Consider the following 21,029-nt stretch of genomic DNA (forward strand, 5'->3'; position numbering starts at 1 on the left):
AAATACGAATTTTCTTCAAGCATCCATATAAAAGCCTATGCTTGTTTTGTTTTTCTCATGAGTCTGCTTTCCGCTTACCTCTCTGAAGGTCAAACCGAAAAACGCCCATCTAGCAAACTTTATCATACCATATTTGCTCGCACCTAGACGATCTACTTGCTGAACACTTGTTATCATGATATCAGGAAAGAAAATATGAACAGGCGGCTTCCGTTTTTTTCAACAGATCATGATATAATTTGTTAGATGAAACGAACGGGTGGTGCATAAACATGTATTTAACAATCGAAGAAACAGCTGAATACTTAGAAGTATCAGAGGCGTATGTTGAGAAATTAATTCAGCAAAAAAAGATCCGCTTTGTATTTGACGGAGAATCATATCTCATTTATCAAGGACAGTTTCAAACGCATATGAAGCAGCTTGAACAATACAAAGAGCTCGTCCAAGAGATTTTAAATGAACCGATTCCTGAAGATATAGATGTAAAGGACGAAGATTAGATTCAAAGGAAGTGAATGGAGTGGAAAAAGTCGTCTTATGTGAAGCCTGTCAAAAAAACGCAATGGATGTGGTAGAAGATACTGCTGAACCGAAACAACCTTATCAATTATGTCAGCCGTGTCACAAGAGACTACTCAACAATTCTTTACGACCGATTGAATGGTATAACTTAGCCGTTGTCCATTCTCCTAAACAATTTTTACTGCATGATGATTTTTATGGAGAGGATGGACAGGCTTTCCAATCAGAGGATGATGTCATCGTCACCAAAGAAGATAAAGCCCCCACATTACAAGACGTGCGGCAAGATTTGGCGTCTTTAATAAACTTCTCAATTACTAGGTGGTTTCTTGAGGATGATGTCATTGATGCGCTGAAACAGCATGATCAGCAAAGGACCTTAGACTCTGTCCAAAGCCGGTTTGATGAGACTCAGCATATCGAAGTGAAATCACGCATGTTAGAAATTGTGGCTGATGTTTTAGGTACATCTGCCGCTGGGTGGGTAAGGGAACTGGTGAATCAGGCTGACGAAGAATTTCTTTATCCACTTTCATGGGCAGCGGCCAGCAGTTTGCCAGAAGATGAAGGTTTACAACATGTAATAGAAAAATTGAAATCGATCAGTGAAAAAGAATTACCGACAGCTGCTTTTATCTGTCTGTACCGTTTCCACTCTAACAAAGTATTAAATTGGATGGAGGTCACTTGCACTCATTTTCACGTTCATTGGGGAAGGCTGGCAGCCTTAAGCTGTCCAACCTGGGATAGAATGAAAACATGGCTAGACAAAGGAAGACCTTTCAGTTTAATTGCCCTTGAAACAATGACACACTGTGCTAAAGGGAATAGACCGGTCCTTGTGGAACAATGTTCACCTAAGATCCTTCACACAGATAAAAGTGAAGTAGAGAACACTTTAAATGACTATCTTCAAAAAGATGGCGTTCCAAGAGTCAAAACGAACGTGTCTACCATATTGAACAATAAAGAAGATATTTTTGAATAATTTTCAACTCCTTTATTGACTGACACCAGTTTGCACAATTTTCATATGGCATTTAACTTGTACATCCGCATCAGGATAGATTTCCTGCCATTTTTCTGGTGTCATGGCTTTGTCTTTTGATCGATACCTTAAGCCTAGCCCAAGCGGATCAATATGTTGCTTTTTAAAGGACTGAACAAGGTCTTGTCCTTGCTGGGCGACACGTTTTTCTACTTCTTTTTCGACTTGGTCCAATATATTCGGTTTATCAATTTTCTTGGACTTCATGAATTCTTTTAATTCGCCCTTCAGCTTGATATCAATCGTGATATGAGGCTTTTTTGTTAGGTTATTCGTTGGTTTGACCTGGTAGGACACATGTGATTTGATATTTTCAATGACGACATGGGTCTTTTCTTGATCAGCCAATTGAAACTCGTAGATACCATTTTTATGATTTTCAATCATCGCTTTAAATGTGAACGTGTCTTCTCCTGGGATATGATCGACCATTTTTTCCTGATCAAACAGAGCAACTCCTGTGACTTTAATGGCATTGCTCGTTTTCTTGATGTAAGGCAGGTAAGCATCGACTCCTTTTGCCAGCATCTGATTCATGAAAATATGCTGATTAGTGACAGGTTGATTGCCATTTCGCATATTTTGGGACAACAGATCAGAGAGATACACACCTATATTTAAGTTCGTTTGATTCATTTTTGTATATAATAAATCTTCAACTTCTCCGCCTACAATCGCAAACACTTGGCGTGAACCAATGATAGGATCACGATAAATGTAATTCATTAAATCGATCATGCCGACTTCCTTTGCTAATTTTTCACTGACTAAAATAACGAGCACCTGACCCATGACGACTGGAAAAGGTGATTTTTCTGATACGAGAAACTGAATATTACTAATGGTATTTGACCTTGCGCTTAATATTTGATAACTTCCTTGCTCCTCACTTTTAAAGACAGGGAAGACAAAGAAGCCCTTCATTTCTCCATCTTCGATTAAATCAAATCCTGCCGCCTGAGAGATATTTAATTCATCTAAAAGGCGAGGCTGTGCACAGCTAGTTAAGAATAGACTAAACAACATGAGACCCGTGAGTATATAACGTTTCATGCTCTTTTTTTCACCCACCTTTTTTTCAGCATCAGTCCAATAACCATACAGACAATCAAGCCATATACAAGAAAGTATCCGCTATATTCCACCCATTGGTTAAAGGTTTCAAAAGAAGTCGCCCCCGTAAAAAATGAAAACATGACCAGAATGAGGATGCTGAGCGCGATGAACGTGACGCGCTGGCTTGTATGAAGCACTTGTTTTGCCATTCGGCTCGCGGCCCATAGTGGAATCGCGATATTCGGAATGATTAAAAGCAGCCAAAGAGACACTTCGATAAATTCAAAGCGCTGGATAAACGGGAGCTTCACAATACTTGTTAACGTTAACGTCGGCCATTTTGTTAATTTAAGCTGAGCACTTGAGTAATACGCAATGGAGACGAGAAAGACGAGTAAATTTAAGCATGTCGTAAATAATGCCCCCATGTGAGCAAATTTTTGAGACGTCTGCGCATGTTTAATAAAGGGATAATAGACAAGCAGTGTGCCAAAACCAAACATGGATAATGAAGCATCTTTGACTCCCACTAGCAGCTGCGAAAATGTATGATCAAACATCGGGAACATGAAACGAATGTGACTATATTTCATGGCATAAAAACAAATAAATGTCATCCAATACGTCAGTACAATACTAAAAAATGCCCATCCAGCAATCGTTCTAAACCCGCCGGTATGAATGTAATACACGAGCAGCAGAAGTACAGACGCAAACAATAGACCAGGAATTTCTTTAAACAGCCATACATGGATCACATCCATATAATGGACGAGAACGGTCAACGACAAAGAAGCAAAATATAAGATATAGAGAATGTTGAATAATTGCCCAACCCACTTGCCAAATACATATTGCGTGATATCACCAAATTCATCCGAAGGGGCCTTTTTAAACATCATGTACATAAGAAAGATCATGACATTGACACTGAAGCCAGAAATCAGAATGGCGATCCATCCATCATTATTCATAGAACGAACAAGGTTTGTTTGAAAGTTTAAAATGCCAACACCAACTTGATTGGCATTAACGAGAAAAAACACAAAAAAAGGGGAAACTTGAAATTTCTCTTTTACAGAAGAAGAACTCATGCTTTCACTTCCTTATTCATAAAAATCATTTTTCCCCTTACGGCCTTGCTTAGGCTTTTGCCGATGGATGGTTTCATTTTGCGGGCGTAAATTTTCCGGTCTTTTATTCAAAAAACGGAGCTGAGGACGAATCAAACTGCCCTTTAGATCTGTCAGGCGCAGCGGAAAAATAGGCTCTAAATACGGACGTCCAATAGACGTTAATTTCATTAAATGGGTGAGAAGGAATGATCCCATCACTGCAATACCTAATGCGCCCCACACCTGTGCCGCAAGTAGAAAGGGAAATCGCAGCAGCCGAATGGCACTGCCCATTTTGTAAATAGGGGTGACAAATGAGGCAAGAGCAGAAAGGGCAACAATAATGAGTAAAATATTACTTGTTAATCCTGCTGCCACAGCAGCCTGTCCAATGACAATCCCTCCAACAATCCCGAGCGTCTGACCGACTTTAGCTGGAAGCCTTGAACCTGCTTCTCTTAGTAATTCAATCGAAATCTCTAAAAATAGCGCCTCAATGATTGGAGGAAATGGAACAAGATAGCGGGAGGACACAATGGTTTCTAATAAGTCTTTTGGAATTAGCTCATAATGAAACGTTAAAACGGCTACATATAAAGGTGTCGCAAAAATGGAAAATATCACAGCAAATATGCGTAACAGCCTAAAGCAAGAAGCCGCAATCCACGACATATTGTAGTCTTCCATAGTGGAAAAATACTCAAGTAAAATCGTCGGGGCAAGCAAGACATGAGGCGAGCCATCCACTAATATGGCAATTTTCCCTTCTGATAAACCTGAAGAGACGCGGTCGGGTCTTTCTGTATTTAAAAACAACGGAAAGATCGTATTGGACACATCATAAAGCATTTGTGCAAGGTAATTTGCATCTAAAATTTGATCAAAATCAATGTCTTCAATACGCTGGAGAACGGTTTCAATGTTTGCCGGATTAGCAATCTCTTCAATATATAGCACCGCTACTTTTGTTTGAGAAAGCGTGCCAACCGTCTTTTCTGACACTTTCAGGTTCGGTGTCGGCAGCCGCCGTCTAACCAAATTTAAATTGGTATCCAAAACCTCCACAAATGCTTCCTGTGCACTAATAATGCCAAATTCTATCTCAGGCGGACCTACTTGTCTGCCTTTCTTTTCTTCAATCGGGATCAGAAGCGCTTTACCCCAGTCCGTTTCAAGACGAATGGCCATATTCCCTCGATGAAGCGCTTTTTCCACTTCCTGAAGATCGGTCGTGATGACGGACTGTTCAATGGGAATTCGTTCTTTCAGCTCCTCAAGAGTGGGGGTGAGATGTAATTCTTTCATGCAGGGCAAAATTTGTTCATGGAGTAGATGCCCATTAATTAAAGAACGAAAAAAAGAAATTCGATAAAGAAAACCTTCACTTCGTGACAACTCGTTTGTAAAATCAGAGGAAAGTGACAATGCCTCAAATACTGAATTTGGGTCCTTTTGATGTTGGTTGTTTTTCTTCAGCACTTGAACCATCTCCTTCCGCAATTTGCCTCTATTATCCAACCAATTGACGGAAGATATGCATGAAAAAAGCGTTCAGCTTGATGTGCTGGACGCTTCTTTTCCATATTGAACCGCTTCTAATAATAAATCTACGAGATGAACAGCACGCATGCTGTTCGATTGTCCTGAACGTTTGATACCTGCTGCCATTTGCAGCTGGCAGCCTGGATTGGACGTGACAATAGCAGCCGCAGCTGTTTGACTAGCTTCTGTCATTTTATGATCTAAAATTTGCATCGACATTTGTGGCTGCAAGATATTATAAATTCCGGCGGATCCGCAGCAGCGGTCGGCATCCTTCATTTCTTTAAATGATACCCCTTGAATTGCCTTCATGAGCACCCTTGGCGCTTGCTGTACACCCATTCCGTTCCGCAAATGACAGGAATCTTGATAGGTGATGACTTGCTCTGGCAAAGCAAGCGGCGTACGGCCGTGAAATTCCAGCTCCACGAGAATGTCTGATATATCCGTGATTTTCTGTGAGAAGGCTTCACCTCGCTTTTGAAAAGACGGATCATTCTTTAGTAAATGATCATAATCACTTAAAAAGGCACCACATCCGCCCGCATTCATGACAATGGCATCTGCCTCAATCTCCTCAAATGCTTCAATATTCCGCCTTGCTAACTCTTTCGCTTGCTCTTTTTCTCCACTATGACCATGAAGTGCACCGCAGCACGTCTGAACAGGAGGGACGACAACGTCACAGCCGGCCAGTTGCAAAAGCTGGATGGTCGCTTCGTTTGTGCTGGAAAAAACGGTATCCATTAAACAGCCAGTAAAAAAGGCGACACGTTTTCTTGCTGTGCCAATGGCTTTGTATTCTAACGCACGGCTTTTTTGTTGACGCGGCACCTTTGGAAGAGCCTCTTCCATCAGCTGTAAATGCGGCGGAAGTACCTTTAGCATGCCAGACTTGCGGGCGGCCGTTTGCAGACCAGAGGTTTGATAAAATCGCAGTAGTCCAGCCGCTTGACGCATCCGGCTTTGGGAAGGAAAGAGTCCTTTAAACACAACACGTCTCACAAATTTGACAGGAAGGGATTGTTTTTTGTGCTGCTGAATGATGTCTCTTGCATCCTCAAGTAAACGTCCATATTTGACGCCTGAGGGGCAGACCGGTTCACATGCACGGCAGCCAAGACAAAGGTTCAATGAATGTTCGACATCTTCATCAGGCTCAATCACGCCGTCTCTTACAGCCTTCATTAAAGCAATTCGGCCGCGGGGCGAGTGTGTTTCTTGTTGACCCGATTCAATATAAGTAGGGCAGGAAGGAAGGCAAAAGCCGCAGCGCATGCAATTGAGCAGCTCCTTTTCATCCATTTGCTGTTGAAATGTTTGCTGAATCTTTGTTTGTTTAGAGGAATTCATGAGATCACCACTCGCTTCCTTGCTGCTTTTCCAAACACCTTATCAGGATTCATGATATTTGCCGGATCTAGCGCTTGTTTGATCGCTTTCATTGCAGCGATTCCTTCTTTTTTGACCTTTAGCTCCAAATAGGGGGCTTTCATTAGACCCACACCATGCTCACCCGTAATGGTGCCGCCGAGGGAGACTGCTTTTTCAAAAATGGCCTGAAAGGCTTCTTCAACCCGCTTCATTTCTTCTTCATTTCTTGCATCAGTTGCACAAGTAGGATGCAGATTTCCGTCACCTGCATGACCAAATGTACAGATTTTCACGTCGTACTCTCTCGCAATGTCTTCGATCGCGCGCACCATGTTCGCAATTTCAGATCGGGGAACTGTGGCATCTTCTAAAATCGTCGTAGGGCTTAAACGGGCGAGGGCAGATAAAGCGGCTCGCCTCGCTGTTAAAAGGGCACTTGCTTCTTCTTCAGAGTGTGCGATATTCACTTCTTTTGCACCGTGCTGCTGACAAACCTTTGCAATGCTTTGCATATCACGGGAAACAGCCTCAGGATTGCCGTCCTGTTCAATTAATAGCACCGCTTGAACGTCAGTCGGCAGGCCGATTTTGGCAAAGTCTTCGACGACTTCTAGTGTCGGCTGATCCATAAATTCTAATGTGGCGGGGATGATCCGCTCTGCAATAATCGCCGAAACTGATGCAGCTGCTTCCTCAAGGCTTTCATATAAGCAAAGAATCGTTTGTTTGGTTTCTGGAAGCGGTAAAAGCTTCAGCGTCGCTTCTGTAACAATGCCGAGTGTTCCTTCTGATCCAACGAATAAGCGGGTCATATCATACCCGGCCACGTCCTTTGCGAGCTTACCGCCCGTTTTGATGATGTCACCGTTTGGAAGAACCACTTCAAGTCCAAGTACATAATCTCTCGTCACACCATATTTTAACCCCCGGAGCCCACCTGAATTTTCATTAATATTGCCGCCTAACGTCGAAATTTTCATCGAGCTTGGATCTGGTGGATAGAAAAGGCCTCTTGCCTCTACTTGGTGAATGAGTTCCTGTGTGATCAAACCAGGCTGGACCGTTGCGGTCAGGTTTTCTTCGTCTATTTCGATGAATTGGTTCATTCTTGTAAACAACATCACAAGTCCCCCTTGTGTAGGACAGGTTCCTGCACAAAGGTTCGTTCCGGATCCTCTTGGCACAATTGGCACCTTATATGAGGCGCAGAGCCGAACAATTTGCTGGATCTCCTCAGCCGTCCGCGGGCTTACGATAACATCTGGCATATGCTGAAAATTAGGCGTTGCATCATAAGAGTAGGCAAGCCGATCGGCTTTACTGCCCTGTACATGAGACGCACCGACAATCTTTTTTAATTGACTAAAAAATTCAGAATTTAACATACGCATTCACTCCTACTGATTAGACATACCGTTTCTTTCAGTATAAAAAAAGAATCGCCTCATGCCTATGGACGATTCTACAAAATATTGGGCTTCTCGCCTCGTTTATTTGGATGATGATCTAATAGCATCAAGGCTAAATAAAAGAGCATCGCATCTTGCATGCGTTTCGGATCAAGTGTCGTTAAATCTTGGATACGTTTTAGCCTGTAATGCAGTGTATTGATATGTACGTGCATCGCTTCCGCAGTATATTTCAATGAGCAATCTGACGTCATGAGTACACGCAATGTTTTCACTAGCTCAGGGTAGGGGAGAAGCGGGACAATCGTTCGATCAAGGAACACTTCTTTTGTTTCCTGACTCACTTCTTCTATAAAAAGTTCAAGTGTTAAATCTTCATCAAACACAATCGGTGTATCTGTATTCGCCATTTTTAAGGCACGAAAGGCTTGATGAAATGATTGCTTCATCATCTGTCCAGCTGCAGGTTTTCCCGCACCTATCAAAACCTTTGACTTAGGACGTGCGGTGAGCGCAGCATGGATGTGAAAAAGACGCTGCCGCAAAGTATCACGATCATTTGCCGAGGTTTGCAGCATGAGCAAAAAGCGGGCATGTCCCCAGCGGACGATCATTTCCTGATTGGTGAGATGCAGCATTTCCTTCACTTTTTTATATTGATCCTGCTTCATAAACGATTCATTGTGACAATCAATGAGGACGACCACACGCTGCTTATTGATATCAAGCTGAAGCCGCGCTGCTTTTTCAGTGAGATCGATGGCTGTCTCTGGCAGGTGAAGCCAGTCGAACACAAACGCTTCAAGCTGCCGTTCATCGGTTTCCGTTTCTAGAAAAAATTCATGTTCTTGAATGAGCAATTCGGTCATTTTTCGTAATATTTCGCCAAATGGAGAGACATGGACGGGATTTCCTGTCATCCCAATCACACCAATGACCTCTTGCTTAAAATAAATAGGCAGATTGATGCCAGCTTTGACCCCTTTCATTCGTTGCTCATCATCCTTTGTGAGGATTCGTTTTTGTCCTTCAAAGGATGTCAAATATGCCCCTTCATGAAATTGACCAATGCGCGCTGGATCTGTTGCCGCTATGATGGTGCCGTTTGTTTGTGTAATGATGATTTCCTCAGTCAGCACCTTTTTGACCTCGTCTACGATTTTTTCTGCCAATGTCATTGTGAGCAAAACGTACCCCTCCGAGATGTATCTTTTGACACTATCATACCATCATATGCTGAGTCATATCTTTCTTTTCATGAGTTATGCTAAAATAATACACGCACGTGAAGGAGAAGAAAGGAGACATAGCCATGTCGCTACAAAATCGCTTACAAGATTTATTGAAAGAAGGACAAGCGCTGACAGACTTTGAATATGACGAAACGGCGCGCTACAATTGGCCTTTAGAGGGTGCAAGAATAAAGGAAGAGGCACGCTTTAGCGATGTATATATAGAGCGTGTAGACAAAGAATCCGAGGACATGATTCAATCAGAGGGCGCCTCATTTCTAAACACACCGCTTACATATGTAAAACAACATCAAAAAGAATTCATTTATATCGAATCAAAGTGGTTTGATGTGGTGAGAGTCGATGGATTAGCCATTGAATGGGACGAAGTATTTCAAACGTATACCGTGTTATTCGGCTTCAAACGTCCTAAAAAAGACACAGGCATTCTAAAGGACATGCTGGCTTCATTAAATGGTGCGCAGCTTCAATTTAATGGGCAAGACGGCTTATTCGATGTGAATTTACAGCTTCTTGAGCTTGAGGACATCTATGAAGATATGCCTTTCATTGAAGTTGTCTTAGCCGTGTACCGCTTTTTATTCCGCTTGATCATGCAGCTTGAAATGAATGAATCAAAAAACGGCTCAAATTCCTGAGCCGTTTTTTTGTGATCCATCTATTTTGATGAAGGCGCGACAAACTGTACATCATGCTCTTTTCCATATTGAAGATAGTCTTCACTTGGCTGTTTATTCGTTACGACGACATCAAGATCTTGTAAATGACAAAACGTGGTCAAAGCGTAATGATTAAATTTACTATCATCCACTAATAAAAACGTTTTGGCACTTTTTTCAACAACCGTCTTTTTAATATCCGTTTCAAGCGGGGACGAATTCGTGACGCCGTGATCAATGGATAAACCAGTTGATGCGATAAAGGCTTTATTGACATTGTAGGCTTTCAAACGCTCTACACTTTGATAGCCAACGAAAGAATTCGTTTTTCTCTCAAGCATCCCGCCGGTGGAAAAGATAGTGAGATTCTCATAAGGCATCGCCTGTGTAATAAAATCTACATTATTGGTCACAACAGTCACCTGTTTCTCAGTCAAATAGGGAAGCATCTCAAGTGTTGTTGTACCAGAATCAACAAAAATTATATCCCCATTCTCCACAAAAGCAGCAGCCGTTTGACCAATCAATTGCTTTTTACTCAGCTGATGGGTCTTTCGCTCCTGATATACTACTAATGTTGAATGATTCACAGCCACTCCGCCATATACTTTTTTGAGCACGCCGGACTCGACCAATGCTTGTACATCTCGGCGTATCGTGTTTTTTGAAACGCCAAAATGCGCCACAAGCTCATCCAGTGAGGCAGATTCCCGGTCAAACACATACTCTTTGATTTGCTGAATCCGTTTTGTTTTGATCATGCTACATATCTCCAATCCAACCGTATGTCCTTTTTCCATTATACCAAATGGCTTTTCTTTTCCCCATCTCGATAAAAGCGTATGATAGAGAAAAGAACGTAACGGAAAGGACTTTCACTTCTATGAATCAATCAAACAACCCATTTTCAAAGCTTGCGAATTTTAGAGAAGTAGGGGGACTTCACACAACAGATGAAATGGTGATCAGGGAGGGGATGATTTATCGATCCGCAGATTTGTCCCGTCTGACGAAACAAGATATCGAGACGTTTTCGACCCTTGGGATTCAAACCGTTTGTGATCTTCGTACAGCCTCAGAACGCAAATCACATCCGCCAAAAATCAAGGAACATAACAAAATCGTCCATATCCCCATGCATCCTGACAGTAAGATGCCAAGTAAATGGGCCATGTTCCGTATGCTGATAGCAGAAGGGAAATCTTTCACTTTCACACCGATTATGAAGGATTTATATCAAAGCATGCTCACAGAGCGTAAAGAAGAAATTCAGCAGCTGTTCACACTGCTTTCAGATAAAAGCAATTACCCGCTGATGCTTCACTGCACAAGCGGTAAGGACCGGACAGGCTTTTTATCTGCCCTTATTCAATTAGCAGCAGGTGTACCGGTATCTGCCGTTTTAAGTGAATACATGCGCTCTAACGAAGGGGTGAAAATGCTTGTCAGAAGGCAGCAGCGATTTGTCCGGATGATGAGTTTATATCGGGTATCAAAAGAGCAAATTCAGCCGCTTCTCGGTGTGCAGCAAGATTATCTGGAAGATGTGCTAAACGAAATGATGGAGACATACGGGAGTGCACAGCAGTATTTAATCGAGGCTTGCGACATACCTGAAGCCCAGCTCAAGGAAATGAAAAATATCCTGCTGACACCATCTGCTGGCATTCGATCTCAAAAAGCGGAATAAACTGATGATGAGGTGATGCAAAAAATGGTGAAAAAGATCAGTATGACGTGTCTAACAATAATTTTGATGTTTGTATTCTTATTGATTCCTTCTAGCAGTCTAGCTCGTCCAATCCCAAAAGGGAAGCTTGAAAGCACAAGAGAGATGCGCGCGGTATGGATCGCATCGGTTTATAATTTAGATTGGCCTTCAAAGAAAGGACTGCCTGTCAAAGAGCAGAAAGAAGAGTTTATTCATTTGTTAGATGAGATCAAAGCGATGAATATGAATGCCGTGATCATGCAAATTAAACCGACAGCAGATGCCTTTTATCCTTCGGCATACGGTCCGTGGTCCGAATATTTAACCGGCACGCAAGGGAAAGATCCTGGGTATGACCCGCTTGAGTTCATGATCGAAGAAGCTCATAAACGCGGCCTCGAATTTCACGCTTGGTTTAACCCGTATCGCATCACAATGAATCATACAGACCTCAGCCGTTTATCAGCCGATCACCCAGCAAAAAAGCATCCTGATTGGACCATTGCATACGGAAATCAGCTTTATTACAATCCAGGCATTCCTAAAGCTCAGGAGTTCATTGTCGGCGGTATAGAAGAAGTCGTGAAAAACTACGATATTGATGCAGTGCATATGGATGATTATTTTTACCCGAATAAAATAGCCGGTGTGCCGTTCCCAGATCAAGAAACGTATGAAACATATGGAAAAAAGGCATTTACGCATATAGAGGATTGGCGAAGAGATAATGTGAACCAATTGGTCAAGCAAATCAACGACACCGTGAAGAAAGTAAAGCCGTATGTGAAATTTGGTATTAGCCCATTTGGAGTCTGGCGCAATATAAAGGATGATCCGACTGGTTCAAACACCACAGCAGGGATGACAAACTACGATGATTTGTATGCTGATACAAGAGAGTGGATTCAGCAGCACGATATCGATTATGTCACCCCGCAAATTTACTGGAGCATCGGTTTTCAGGCGGCCGCCTATGACGTGCTCACGAAATGGTGGTCAAATGAAGTGAAGGGAGAGCCTGTTCATCTTTACATTGGTCAGGCGACGTATAAAATCAATCAAAACAGTGATCCTACTTGGTCTGATCCTGAAGAATACTTTCGGCAGATCCAGCTGAACAGGCAGTCGCCTCTCGTACAGGGAAGCATGCACTTTAGCCTAAAAGATATCAACCGTAACCCTTTGAATGTCAAAAATCGATTGATAGAAGACGCCTACCGTAAACCGGCTCTCATTCCAGAAATGCCTTGGCTTCATCAAAAAGCGCCAAAAAAACCAATCATTCAATCTATTAAAAAAACAGCAGATGGTGCGGCTTTACAGATCAAAAATGATCCGCACTCTACCGCATCCTATTATGCGGTCTATCGATTGACGACGAAAGGAACATATGAATTGCTTCAAACTGTTAGAAAAGAAACCGGCACGCTGACATCTGTCAAAGATCTTTCAGTTCATCAGAATAAGAGTGATACTTACAAAGTAACGGCTCTCAATCGACTACATCACGAAAGCAAGCCTTCTACAAAAGAGTGAGATAACGAAAAAGCATGAATGAGGATTTTCTTCGTTCATGCTTTTTTTCTATTATTTTTGTTTTAATTTTCTGAATTCAGCCAAGCTTGGCATGAAGCAGCCACTTGATTAATAAATATGATAGAAAATAGCCAAAGGGGGAAATATGATGGATTTTGAATTAACGAAAGAACAGCAAATGATCCGGCAAATGGTCAAAGAATTCGCCAAGGAAGAAATTGCACCACTCGCTCAAACCATTGATCAACAAGCTGTATTCCCAGCCCAAACTTTTCAAAAAATGGGGGAGCTCGGCTTGATGGGCATTCCTTTTCCAGAGAAATACGGAGGCTCAGGAGGAGATACAATCTCATATGCGCTCGCTGTAGAAGAAATCGGAAAACAGTGTGCCAGTACAGGTCTTAGCTATGCCGCGGCCGTTTCCTTAGGCGCAAGCCCGCTTTATTACTTCGGTACAGAGAAACAAAAAATGGATCACCTTGTCCCGCTGGCATCTGGAACAGCACTCGGTTCCTTCGGATTAACGGAGCCAAATGCAGGATCAGATGCAAAAGGGACGAAAACAAAAGCGGTCAAAGACGGACAAGAATATGTGATTAGCGGGGAGAAATGCTGGATCACAAATGCCAATTTTGCCAGAACCATTATCGTCACAGCGGTCACGGATCATGATGAGCACGGCCAGCCGATCATCTCCGCCTTCATTGTAGAAAAAGGGCAAAAAGGGCTGACCATTACAAATCCATACGACAAAATGGGGGTGCGCGGTTCAGATACAGCTGAAATCATTTTAGACAACGTACGTGTACCAGCGCATCATATATTAGGAGACCCAGCCAAAGGCTTCAAGCAATTTTTATATACATTAGACGGGGGACGCATATCCATTGCTGCCTTATCAGTTGGCATCGCGCAGGCTGCACTTGATGCCTCACTATCCTATGCTAAGGAAAGGAAGCAATTTGGGCAGACTCTTTCTTCCTTTCAAGCCATTCAGTTTAAGCTGGCAGATATGGCGATGCAAATAGAACTCGCTAGACAAATGGTGTGGAAAGCAGCCTGGCTGAAAGATCATGGCAAGCCATTTACAAAAGAAGCTGCCTACGCCAAACTTTTCGCTTCAGAAATGGCGACAAAAGCAAGTCTTGATGCTGTCCAAATTCACGGAGGAACAGGCTATATGAAAGAGTGCGGGGTAGAACGGCTTGTGAGAGATGCCAAGCTCATGGAAATCGGAGAAGGCACCTCTGAAATTCAGCGTTTAGTCATCGCAAGACAATTGTTAGCTTAATCCTGTTATGAAAACGCTTACTAATGATGAAGGAGGAAAATCATGATGTCGATTCATCCGCAAACGATTGGCTCCCTATTAAAAGAGAAAAAGGAGCAGCACCCAGCACATGAAGCCATTGTGTATCCAGAACGTTCATTACGTTATTCATACGAAGCGTTTTTTAGCGAGGTCAAAGAAACAGGAAAAGGTCTTATGGCATTAGGCGTTCAAAAAGGAGATCATATCGCCATCATGGCACCCAATGTACCTGAATGGCTCATGCTGCAATTCGCCTGCGCCTCCATTGGAGCCGTTCTTGTCACCGTGAATACGAACTTTCAATCACAAGAACTCGCTTACTTACTAAAGCACTCTGATAGCAGCATGCTGTTTATCGTTGATGGGTTTAAAGAGACATCATATGTCAGGATGCTTGAAGACCTCGTCCCAGAGCTTCAAACAGCTCATCAGGGCGACATCACTTCAACAGCATTTCCATATTTAAAAAGTGTCGTCTATATTGGCGAGCGCACGCCAAAGGGCATGCGCAGCTGGGACAGTATTCAAGCTGCTGCCAAAAGAACGGAGGATGATGAATGGGAGAAACGAATGGAGGAGCTGACGCCTGATGACGTCATTAATATGCAATATACGTCAGGGACTACCGGCTACCCAAAAGGCGTCATGCTCAGCCATACAAACATCGTCTGCAATGCCAGTCAAATCGCAGATTGCATGAAGCTCACCCGTGAAGACCGCATGTGTATCCCCGTTCCGTTTTTTCATTGCTTCGGGTCTGTTCTTGGCGTACTTGCTTGTCTCACAAAAGGTGGCACGATCATTCCAATTGAATCTTTCCACCCAGAGCGAGTCCTTCAAACAGTGGAAAAAGAGAAATGCACGGTTCTTCACGGCGTCCCGACAATGTTCATTGCAGAGCTTGATCATCCGAATTTCCACAAGTACAATCTGTCTACATTACGCACCGGCATTATGGCAGGATCTCTCTGCCCATCCCATGTGATGAAAGCCGTCATTGAACAAATGGGTCTGAAGGAGCTCACGATTGCCTACGGCCAGACTGAAAGCTCACCTGTCATTACCCAAACAAGAACGGATGATTCATTTGAAAGGCGGGTTCAAACAGTCGGCCGGGCGCTTCCTCACATCGAAGTGAAAATCACCGCCCCAGGTACCTCATATGAAGTACCAAGAGGAGAACAAGGCGAGCTGTGCACGAGAGGCTATCACGTGATGAAAGGCTACTATAAAAATGAAGAAGCCACAAATGAAGTCATTGATGAGGACGGGTGGCTTCATACAGGAGATTTAGCGGAGATGGATGAGGATGGCTATGTGAAAATCACAGGACGGCTGAAAGATATGATCATTAGAGGCGGAGAAAATGTTTATCCAAAAGAGATTGAAGACGTTCTTTACACGCATCCTGCCATTCTTGATGCACAGGTCGTCGGTATTCCTGACGAGACTTACGGAGAAGAAGCCGCCGCATTCATTCGGCTCAAACAAGGTCACGCGGTGACGATTGAGACATTAACCAGCTACTGTCATTCACAAATGGCACGCTACAAAATTCCGAAATATTTTTTCATCACAGACGAGTATCCGATGACCGCCTCAGGGAAGATTCAAAAATTTCGTCTGAAAAAACAGGCGCTTGATCTAATAAAGGAGTGAGGGCAGCGATGTTCAAAAAAGTATTGATCGCCAATCGAGGCGAAATTGCTCGTCGAATTATTCGGACTTGTAAAAGGCTCGGGATCAACACCGTGGCTGTTTATTCAGAGGCAGATCAGCATGCGCTTCATGTGCAAGAAGCAGACAGCGCCTATCTGATTGGAGGTGCGAAAGTATCTGAAAGCTATTTAAACATGGAAGTGATCATTGAGGTAGCCAAGCAGACAAATACAGACGCCATCCACCCTGGGTATGGCCTTTTATCAGAAAATGCCGCCTTTGCTGAACGGTGCCGCAGCGAAGGAATCGCTTTTATTGGTCCATCTGCACAGGTCATTCAGCGCATGGGGAATAAAATTGAAGCGAGAAAAACGATGGATCATACGGGAATCCCCATTGTACCTGGCGTTTCAGCACCTCTCCATGACGCAGAAGAAGGAGTCAGTAAAGCGCAGTCACTCGGTTATCCGATCATGCTCAAGGCATCAAGCGGAGGCGGAGGTATCGGAATGCAGCTTGTCCGAAATGATGAGGAGCTGCGTAAAGCTTTCGAGGGAAATCAAAAAAGAGCGCAAAGTTTTTTTAACGACGGGACGCTTTATATGGAAAAGGTCATTGAAGACGCGCGGCACATTGAAATTCAAGTCCTTTTTGATTCATTCGGCCACGGGGTTCACTTATTTGAGCGCGACTGTTCACTCCAGAGAAGACACCAGAAAATCATCGAAGAAGCACCAGCTGCCTGTCTCGATGAATCCGTAAGACAAGAGATGGGACGGGTGGCGGTGAAAGCAGCCAAAGCCATCGGCTATGAAAATGCAGGGACAATTGAATGTTTAGTCGATCAAAATCAACAATTTTACTTTCTAGAGATGAACACGAGATTACAAGTAGAGCACCCTGTCACAGAAGAAATTACAGGTATTGATCTTGTCGAGGAGCAACTGAAAATCGCTGCATCAGAGCCGCTTTCCTTCAATCAGGAGGACATTCATCAAATCGGGCATGCCATCGAGGTCAGAATCTATGCGGAGGATTCCGTCACCTTTTATCCGTCACCAGGAACAATCACTCGGCTATCTATACCAGAAGCTCCCTATATACGCCATGAATCAAGTGTGACAAGCGGGAGCGTCATTACCCCATATTACGATCCAATGATTGCGAAGATGGTCGTTTACGGTGATACACGAAAACTTGCAATAGAACGATTAAACGCTGCGTTACAAGCATATGAAATAGAAGGGATCAAAACCAACTTACCGCTTTTGAGGGAAATGGCTGGATCATCTGCTTTCTTACATGGCAGCATCACAACCGATTTTCTCATGAAAAAAAGGGAGGGGAACCGTTCATGAAAACGGTCACGATACAAATGGCGGGAAACTTATGGAAGCTTCTTGTGAAACAAGGCGATGAAGTGCAAAAAGGGCAGGAGATCGCTATCTTGGAATCAATGAAAATGGAGATTCCAATAGTGGCAGAAGAGGCAGGAGTCATCAGCAAAGTGTATAAAGCAGAGGGAGAATTTGTCGATGAAGGGGAGGTTCTTTTAGAGCTGACAGAATAGGAGGGAGCGAGATGGCATTACCAAAACGTGTACTTATTAGGGAGGTCGGCCCGCGGGACGGATTGCAAAATGAATCCACTTGGCTGGACACAAGTGAGAAGCAAAGATGGATTGAACTGCTCACAGCAGCCCGGCTCCCTTATATTGAAGTCACCTCATTTGTTCATCCTAAATGGGTCCCAGCCTTAAAAGATGCCAAAGAATTAGCCCAATCCTTACACAAAAAAGGCGACATCACCTATGCAGCACTCATTCCTAACGAAAAAGGCTTAGCTCACTTTTTTGAAGCAAATCTTGACACAGGCGCTATGTTTATCTCCTCGAGTGAAACACATAACAAAAAGAATATGAATCAATCCATCCACGAAACACTTCCTGTCATCAAACAAATGACAGCTGATTTAAAAGCAGCCGGAAAACACACACGCGCATATATTTCCACCGTGTTTGGCTGCCCTTATGAACATCAAGTGCCAATGGATCAAGTATTGCGGTTAATGGATATACTGCTCTCTTATGGCATTGATGAAATATCACTCGGAGACACCATTGGAGAAGCCCATCCGCTTCAAGTAGAAAGGCGCTTAGACATTTTACTTGAACGTTTTCCTGCTGATAAAATCGCTCTTCATTTTCATGATACGAAAGGGATGGGTCTTGCCAATATTTATACGGCATTAAAAGCGGGAATCACCACATTTGACGCCTCTAGCGGCGGGCTAGGCGGCTGTCCATATGCGCCTGGCTCTAGCGGAAATGTCGCGACAGAAGATGTCGTGCATATGCTTCAAAAACTAGGAATCGAAACCAATATCGATTTTCCAGCATTGATAAAAGCGGCAGAATGGATCGAAACAAAAGTAAATCGAACCCTGCCTAGTCATTGTTTACGTGCTTTTCACTCTCATACTACTTCATAAAGGATGAATGTGACATGACATCATTGGTCAATTTTACGATACAAGATGAACAGATTGGGATCATGACCTTAAACAGACCAGCACAAGCAAATTCCCTATCTGCTGCGATGCTTGAGGAGATCAATCAACTCATTCAAGAAATCAAACATGATGAAAGCATCCGCTGCCTGCTCATGACAGGAGCTGGTTCTAACGTTTTTTGCGCAGGTGCTGATTTAAAAGAGCGACGATTGATGACAGAAGAAGAAGCAAAAGCGGCAGTTCTGTCAATTCAGCAAACCTTTACAGAAATTGAATCCCTTCCTGTACCTGTCATTGCCGTCATGAACGGACACGCACTTGGCGGAGGACTTGAGCTCGCGCTAGCTTGTGATATTCGCATCGCACGAGCCGGAGCAAGACTCGGTCTGCCAGAAACAGGACTAGCTATCATACCAGGGGCAGGAGGGACGCAGCGGCTTCCGCGTGTCGTCGGACTCGGTAAAGCAAAAGAACTGATTTTCACAGGTGCTTCATTACAAGCTGAAGAAGCCATTCAAATTGGACTAATTGAGCACCTCTCTTTAGCAGATTCCCTTATGAATGACGCCATTTCTCTCGCAAAACAAATCGCCAAAAACGGCCCAATTGCTTTAAAAGAAGCGAAACGAGCGATTCAAATGAGTCTTGATCACGATCTGCGTACAGGTTTGATGAAGGAATACGAAGCCTATGTACGGCTCATTGATACAGAAGATCGAATGGAGGGTCTTCAAGCTTTCCAAGAAAAACGAACGCCTCAATACAGAGGCAACTAGCAAGAAAGGGGAATGGGCATGATTGAAGAATATGAACTGAAAAAACAGCGGATTGTCAAAGGAGGAGCCGAACGATACCATCAAAAAAACAAAGAACAAGGAAAATTGTTCGTCCGTGACCGGCTCCAGTTGCTATTAGATCAGGATTCGTTCATTGAGGATGCGATGTTTGCCGAGTGTAAAGATGAGCATTTACCAGCAGATGGTGTTGTCACAGGGACAGGGCGGATGAATGGGCAAACCGTATGCGTTATGGCAAATGATTCTACTGTCAAAGCTGGATCATGGGGCGTCAAAACGGTAGAAAAAATCATTAGAATCCAAGAAACAGCGGAAAAGCTCAACTGCCCGATGCTGTATTTAGTCGACTCTGCGGGTGCAAGAATCACCGATCAAATAGCAATGTTTCCAGGCAGAAGGGGAGCGGGACGCATTTTTTATAACCAGGTGAAGCTGTCTGGACGTATCCCGCAAGTTTGTTTACTATTTGGTCCTTCTGCGGCAGGAGGTGCTTACATTCCTGCTTTTTGTGACATCGTTGTGATGGTCGAAGGGAATGCCTCGATGTATTTAGGCTCTCCGAGAATGGCCGAAATGGTGATTGGAGAAAAAGTAACACTTGAAGAAATGGGTGGAGCAAACATGCACTGCAGCATTTCAGGATGTGGTGATATTTTAGCCAAAACCGAGGAAGAAGCGATTCAAATCGCTCGCGACTATTTAACCTACATGCCTGCCAACTATACAGAAAAGCCAAAACCGGCAGCCGCAAAAGCACCTAAAGCATCTGAGATGACCATCCAAGGCCTTATTCCTAAAGGGCAAAATACCCCTTTTGATATGTATCAGCTCATTGATTTACTCATTGATGAAGGATCATTTCTTGAAATCAAAAAACTGTTTGCTGCAGAGCTGATCACAGGCTTTGGCCGAATGAACGGGCAGCCTGTCGGTCTTATTGCTAACCAGCCGAGGGTAAAAGGCGGGGTGCTGTTCCATGACTCAGCTGATAAAGCCGCTAAGTTTATTCAGCTATGTGACGCCTTTCATATCCCGCTCCTTTTCCTTGCGGATATACCGGGATTTATGATCGGAACAAAAGTGGAACAAGCTGGTATTATCAGACACGGGGCGAAAATGATCTCCGCTATGTCAGAGGCAACCGTTCCGAAAATATCAGTCATTGTGCGTAAAGCATACGGTGCAGGTTTATATGCAATGGCAGGACCAGCGTTTGAACCAGACTGCTGTCTCGCTCTTCCATCGGCACAAATTGCTGTGATGGGGCCAGAAGCGGCTGTAAATGCTGTCTATGCAAATAAGATTGCTGAATTGCCTGCTGAAGAGAGAGCTGCATTTATCCATGAGAAACGCAAGGAATATCAAGAAGATATGAATATATATGAGCTTGCTTCTGAAATGATTGTCGACGGCGTCATCCCGTTCGACCACTTGCGAGATGAGCTTTGTCATCGCTTCCAAGCCTATTCCTCAAAAGAGATGACATTTACAAGACGAAAACATCCGGTCTATCCGGTCTAAA

At 43.5% G+C, this 21,029-nt stretch carries 19 protein-coding genes; 12 read left to right on the forward strand and 7 right to left on the reverse strand.

Features of this window, described 5'->3' with window-relative positions; all coding sequences use genetic code 11:
• The first annotated feature begins 272 nt into the window (after positions 1 to 272).
• On the forward strand, positions 273 to 503 hold the full coding sequence (locus MHI11_RS10290) for an excisionase family DNA-binding protein (RefSeq protein WP_044141321.1): 231 nt from the start codon (positions 273 to 275) through the stop codon (positions 501 to 503).
• A 20-nt stretch (positions 504 to 523) separates the two neighbouring features.
• The gene (locus MHI11_RS10295; RefSeq protein WP_340961008.1) at positions 524 to 1,513 is read left to right on the forward strand and encodes a hypothetical protein; all 990 of its coding nucleotides are present in this window, start codon (positions 524 to 526) and stop codon (positions 1,511 to 1,513) included.
• Positions 1,514 to 1,525: 12 nt separating this feature from the next.
• On the opposite strand, the gene MHI11_RS10300 is transcribed toward MHI11_RS10295, so the two are convergent.
• The 6 genes from MHI11_RS10300 to MHI11_RS10325 form a co-directional block, all read right to left on the reverse strand.
• Entirely contained in the window at positions 1,526 to 2,626 is a 1,101-nt protein-coding gene (locus tag MHI11_RS10300) for a Ger(x)C family spore germination protein (protein ID WP_340961009.1), read from the reverse strand.
• Positions 2,623 to 3,723 carry a GerAB/ArcD/ProY family transporter gene (locus MHI11_RS10305; protein WP_044141323.1) on the reverse strand — a complete coding sequence of 367 codons (1,101 nt, stop codon included), beginning with the start codon at positions 3,721 to 3,723 and terminating at the stop codon, positions 2,623 to 2,625. The genes MHI11_RS10300 and MHI11_RS10305 overlap by 4 nt, the downstream gene beginning before the upstream one ends.
• 12 nt (positions 3,724 to 3,735) lie before the next feature.
• Positions 3,736 to 5,223 (reverse strand): spore germination protein, encoded by a 1,488-nt coding sequence (locus MHI11_RS10310; RefSeq protein ID WP_437435408.1) that lies wholly within the window; start codon positions 5,221 to 5,223, stop codon positions 3,736 to 3,738.
• A gap of 72 nt (positions 5,224 to 5,295) precedes the next feature.
• Positions 5,296 to 6,639 carry a (Fe-S)-binding protein gene (locus tag MHI11_RS10315; protein ID WP_044141326.1) on the reverse strand — a complete coding sequence of 448 codons (1,344 nt, stop codon included), beginning with the start codon at positions 6,637 to 6,639 and terminating at the stop codon, positions 5,296 to 5,298.
• The gene (gene glcD, locus MHI11_RS10320) at positions 6,636 to 8,045 is read right to left on the reverse strand and encodes a glycolate oxidase subunit GlcD (protein WP_340961011.1); all 1,410 of its coding nucleotides are present in this window, start codon (positions 8,043 to 8,045) and stop codon (positions 6,636 to 6,638) included. The genes MHI11_RS10315 and glcD overlap by 4 nt, the downstream gene beginning before the upstream one ends.
• A 77-nt stretch (positions 8,046 to 8,122) precedes the next feature.
• Positions 8,123 to 9,256, reverse strand: a complete 1,134-nt coding sequence (locus MHI11_RS10325; protein WP_340961012.1) for a CdaR family transcriptional regulator — start codon at positions 9,254 to 9,256, stop codon at positions 8,123 to 8,125.
• Positions 9,257 to 9,381: 125 nt separating this feature from the next.
• Here MHI11_RS10325 and MHI11_RS10330 point away from each other — a divergent pair, with 125 nt between their 5' ends.
• The gene (locus MHI11_RS10330; RefSeq protein WP_340961013.1) at positions 9,382 to 9,960 is read left to right on the forward strand and encodes a branched-chain amino acid aminotransferase; all 579 of its coding nucleotides are present in this window, start codon (positions 9,382 to 9,384) and stop codon (positions 9,958 to 9,960) included.
• Positions 9,961 to 9,980: 20 nt separating this feature from the next.
• On the opposite strand, the gene MHI11_RS10335 is transcribed toward MHI11_RS10330, so the two are convergent.
• Positions 9,981 to 10,742, reverse strand: coding sequence for a DeoR/GlpR family DNA-binding transcription regulator (locus MHI11_RS10335; RefSeq protein ID WP_340961014.1), 762 nt, complete (start codon positions 10,740 to 10,742; stop codon positions 9,981 to 9,983).
• Positions 10,743 to 10,864: 122 nt separating this feature from the next.
• Here MHI11_RS10335 and MHI11_RS10340 point away from each other — a divergent pair, with 122 nt between their 5' ends.
• The 9 genes from MHI11_RS10340 to MHI11_RS10380 all read left to right on the forward strand — a co-directional run bounded on the left by MHI11_RS10340 (position 10,865) and on the right by MHI11_RS10380 (position 21,028).
• Positions 10,865 to 11,671: a tyrosine-protein phosphatase gene (locus tag MHI11_RS10340; protein ID WP_340961016.1), complete on the forward strand. Its 807-nt coding sequence runs from the start codon at positions 10,865 to 10,867 to the stop codon at positions 11,669 to 11,671.
• Between the two features lie 24 nt (positions 11,672 to 11,695).
• Positions 11,696 to 13,228, forward strand: a complete 1,533-nt coding sequence (locus tag MHI11_RS10345) for a glycoside hydrolase family 10 protein (RefSeq protein ID WP_340961017.1) — start codon at positions 11,696 to 11,698, stop codon at positions 13,226 to 13,228.
• Positions 13,229 to 13,376: 148 nt separating this feature from the next.
• Entirely contained in the window at positions 13,377 to 14,519 is a 1,143-nt protein-coding gene (locus MHI11_RS10350) for an acyl-CoA dehydrogenase family protein (RefSeq protein WP_340961018.1), read from the forward strand.
• A gap of 42 nt (positions 14,520 to 14,561) precedes the next feature.
• Complete coding sequence (locus MHI11_RS10355; protein WP_340961019.1) at positions 14,562 to 16,199, forward strand: AMP-binding protein; 1,638 nt, start codon at positions 14,562 to 14,564, stop codon at positions 16,197 to 16,199.
• Positions 16,200 to 16,207: 8 nt separating this feature from the next.
• Positions 16,208 to 17,557 carry an acetyl-CoA carboxylase biotin carboxylase subunit gene (locus MHI11_RS10360; RefSeq protein WP_340961020.1) on the forward strand — a complete coding sequence of 450 codons (1,350 nt, stop codon included), beginning with the start codon at positions 16,208 to 16,210 and terminating at the stop codon, positions 17,555 to 17,557.
• A complete protein-coding gene (locus MHI11_RS10365) occupies positions 17,554 to 17,769 on the forward strand; it encodes an acetyl-CoA carboxylase biotin carboxyl carrier protein subunit (RefSeq protein WP_340961021.1) in 216 nt (71 codons plus the stop codon). Before MHI11_RS10360 ends, MHI11_RS10365 begins: the two co-directional genes overlap by 4 nt.
• Positions 17,770 to 17,780: 11 nt before the next feature.
• Positions 17,781 to 18,689, forward strand: coding sequence for a hydroxymethylglutaryl-CoA lyase (locus tag MHI11_RS10370; protein ID WP_340961022.1), 909 nt, complete (start codon positions 17,781 to 17,783; stop codon positions 18,687 to 18,689).
• Positions 18,690 to 18,703: 14 nt separating this feature from the next.
• Positions 18,704 to 19,486, forward strand: coding sequence for an enoyl-CoA hydratase (locus tag MHI11_RS10375; RefSeq protein ID WP_113387064.1), 783 nt, complete (start codon positions 18,704 to 18,706; stop codon positions 19,484 to 19,486).
• A gap of 18 nt (positions 19,487 to 19,504) precedes the next feature.
• A complete protein-coding gene (locus MHI11_RS10380; RefSeq protein ID WP_340961023.1) occupies positions 19,505 to 21,028 on the forward strand; it encodes an acyl-CoA carboxylase subunit beta in 1,524 nt (507 codons plus the stop codon).
• The last annotated feature ends 1 nt before the right edge of the window (position 21,029 follow it).

It is taken from the genome of Bacillus sp. FSL K6-3312 (genome assembly GCF_038007485.1).
Classification (GTDB): domain Bacteria; phylum Bacillota; class Bacilli; order Bacillales; family Bacillaceae; genus Bacillus; species Bacillus pumilus.

What these genes read in the sequence shown, in the direction of transcription:
- MHI11_RS10290 (WP_044141321.1), top strand. Translation starts at nt 273, where the DNA reads ATGTATTTAACAATCGAAGAAACAGCTGAATACTTAGAAGTATCAGAG.
- MHI11_RS10300 (WP_340961009.1), bottom strand. Translation starts at nt 2,626, where the DNA reads ATGAAACGTTATATACTCACGGGTCTCATGTTGTTTAGTCTATTCTTA.
- MHI11_RS10305 (WP_044141323.1), bottom strand. Translation starts at nt 3,723, where the DNA reads ATGAGTTCTTCTTCTGTAAAAGAGAAATTTCAAGTTTCCCCTTTTTTT.
- MHI11_RS10315 (WP_044141326.1), bottom strand. Translation starts at nt 6,639, where the DNA reads ATGAATTCCTCTAAACAAACAAAGATTCAGCAAACATTTCAACAGCAA.
- glcD (WP_340961011.1), bottom strand. Translation starts at nt 8,045, where the DNA reads ATGTTAAATTCTGAATTTTTTAGTCAATTAAAAAAGATTGTCGGTGCG.
- MHI11_RS10330 (WP_340961013.1), top strand. Translation starts at nt 9,382, where the DNA reads ATGTCGCTACAAAATCGCTTACAAGATTTATTGAAAGAAGGACAAGCG.
- MHI11_RS10335 (WP_340961014.1), bottom strand. Translation starts at nt 10,742, where the DNA reads ATGATCAAAACAAAACGGATTCAGCAAATCAAAGAGTATGTGTTTGAC.
- MHI11_RS10340 (WP_340961016.1), top strand. Translation starts at nt 10,865, where the DNA reads ATGAATCAATCAAACAACCCATTTTCAAAGCTTGCGAATTTTAGAGAA.
- MHI11_RS10345 (WP_340961017.1), top strand. Translation starts at nt 11,696, where the DNA reads ATGGTGAAAAAGATCAGTATGACGTGTCTAACAATAATTTTGATGTTT.
- MHI11_RS10350 (WP_340961018.1), top strand. Translation starts at nt 13,377, where the DNA reads ATGGATTTTGAATTAACGAAAGAACAGCAAATGATCCGGCAAATGGTC.
- MHI11_RS10355 (WP_340961019.1), top strand. Translation starts at nt 14,562, where the DNA reads ATGATGTCGATTCATCCGCAAACGATTGGCTCCCTATTAAAAGAGAAA.
- MHI11_RS10360 (WP_340961020.1), top strand. Translation starts at nt 16,208, where the DNA reads ATGTTCAAAAAAGTATTGATCGCCAATCGAGGCGAAATTGCTCGTCGA.
- MHI11_RS10365 (WP_340961021.1), top strand. Translation starts at nt 17,554, where the DNA reads ATGAAAACGGTCACGATACAAATGGCGGGAAACTTATGGAAGCTTCTT.
- MHI11_RS10370 (WP_340961022.1), top strand. Translation starts at nt 17,781, where the DNA reads ATGGCATTACCAAAACGTGTACTTATTAGGGAGGTCGGCCCGCGGGAC.
- MHI11_RS10375 (WP_113387064.1), top strand. Translation starts at nt 18,704, where the DNA reads ATGACATCATTGGTCAATTTTACGATACAAGATGAACAGATTGGGATC.
- MHI11_RS10380 (WP_340961023.1), top strand. Translation starts at nt 19,505, where the DNA reads ATGATTGAAGAATATGAACTGAAAAAACAGCGGATTGTCAAAGGAGGA.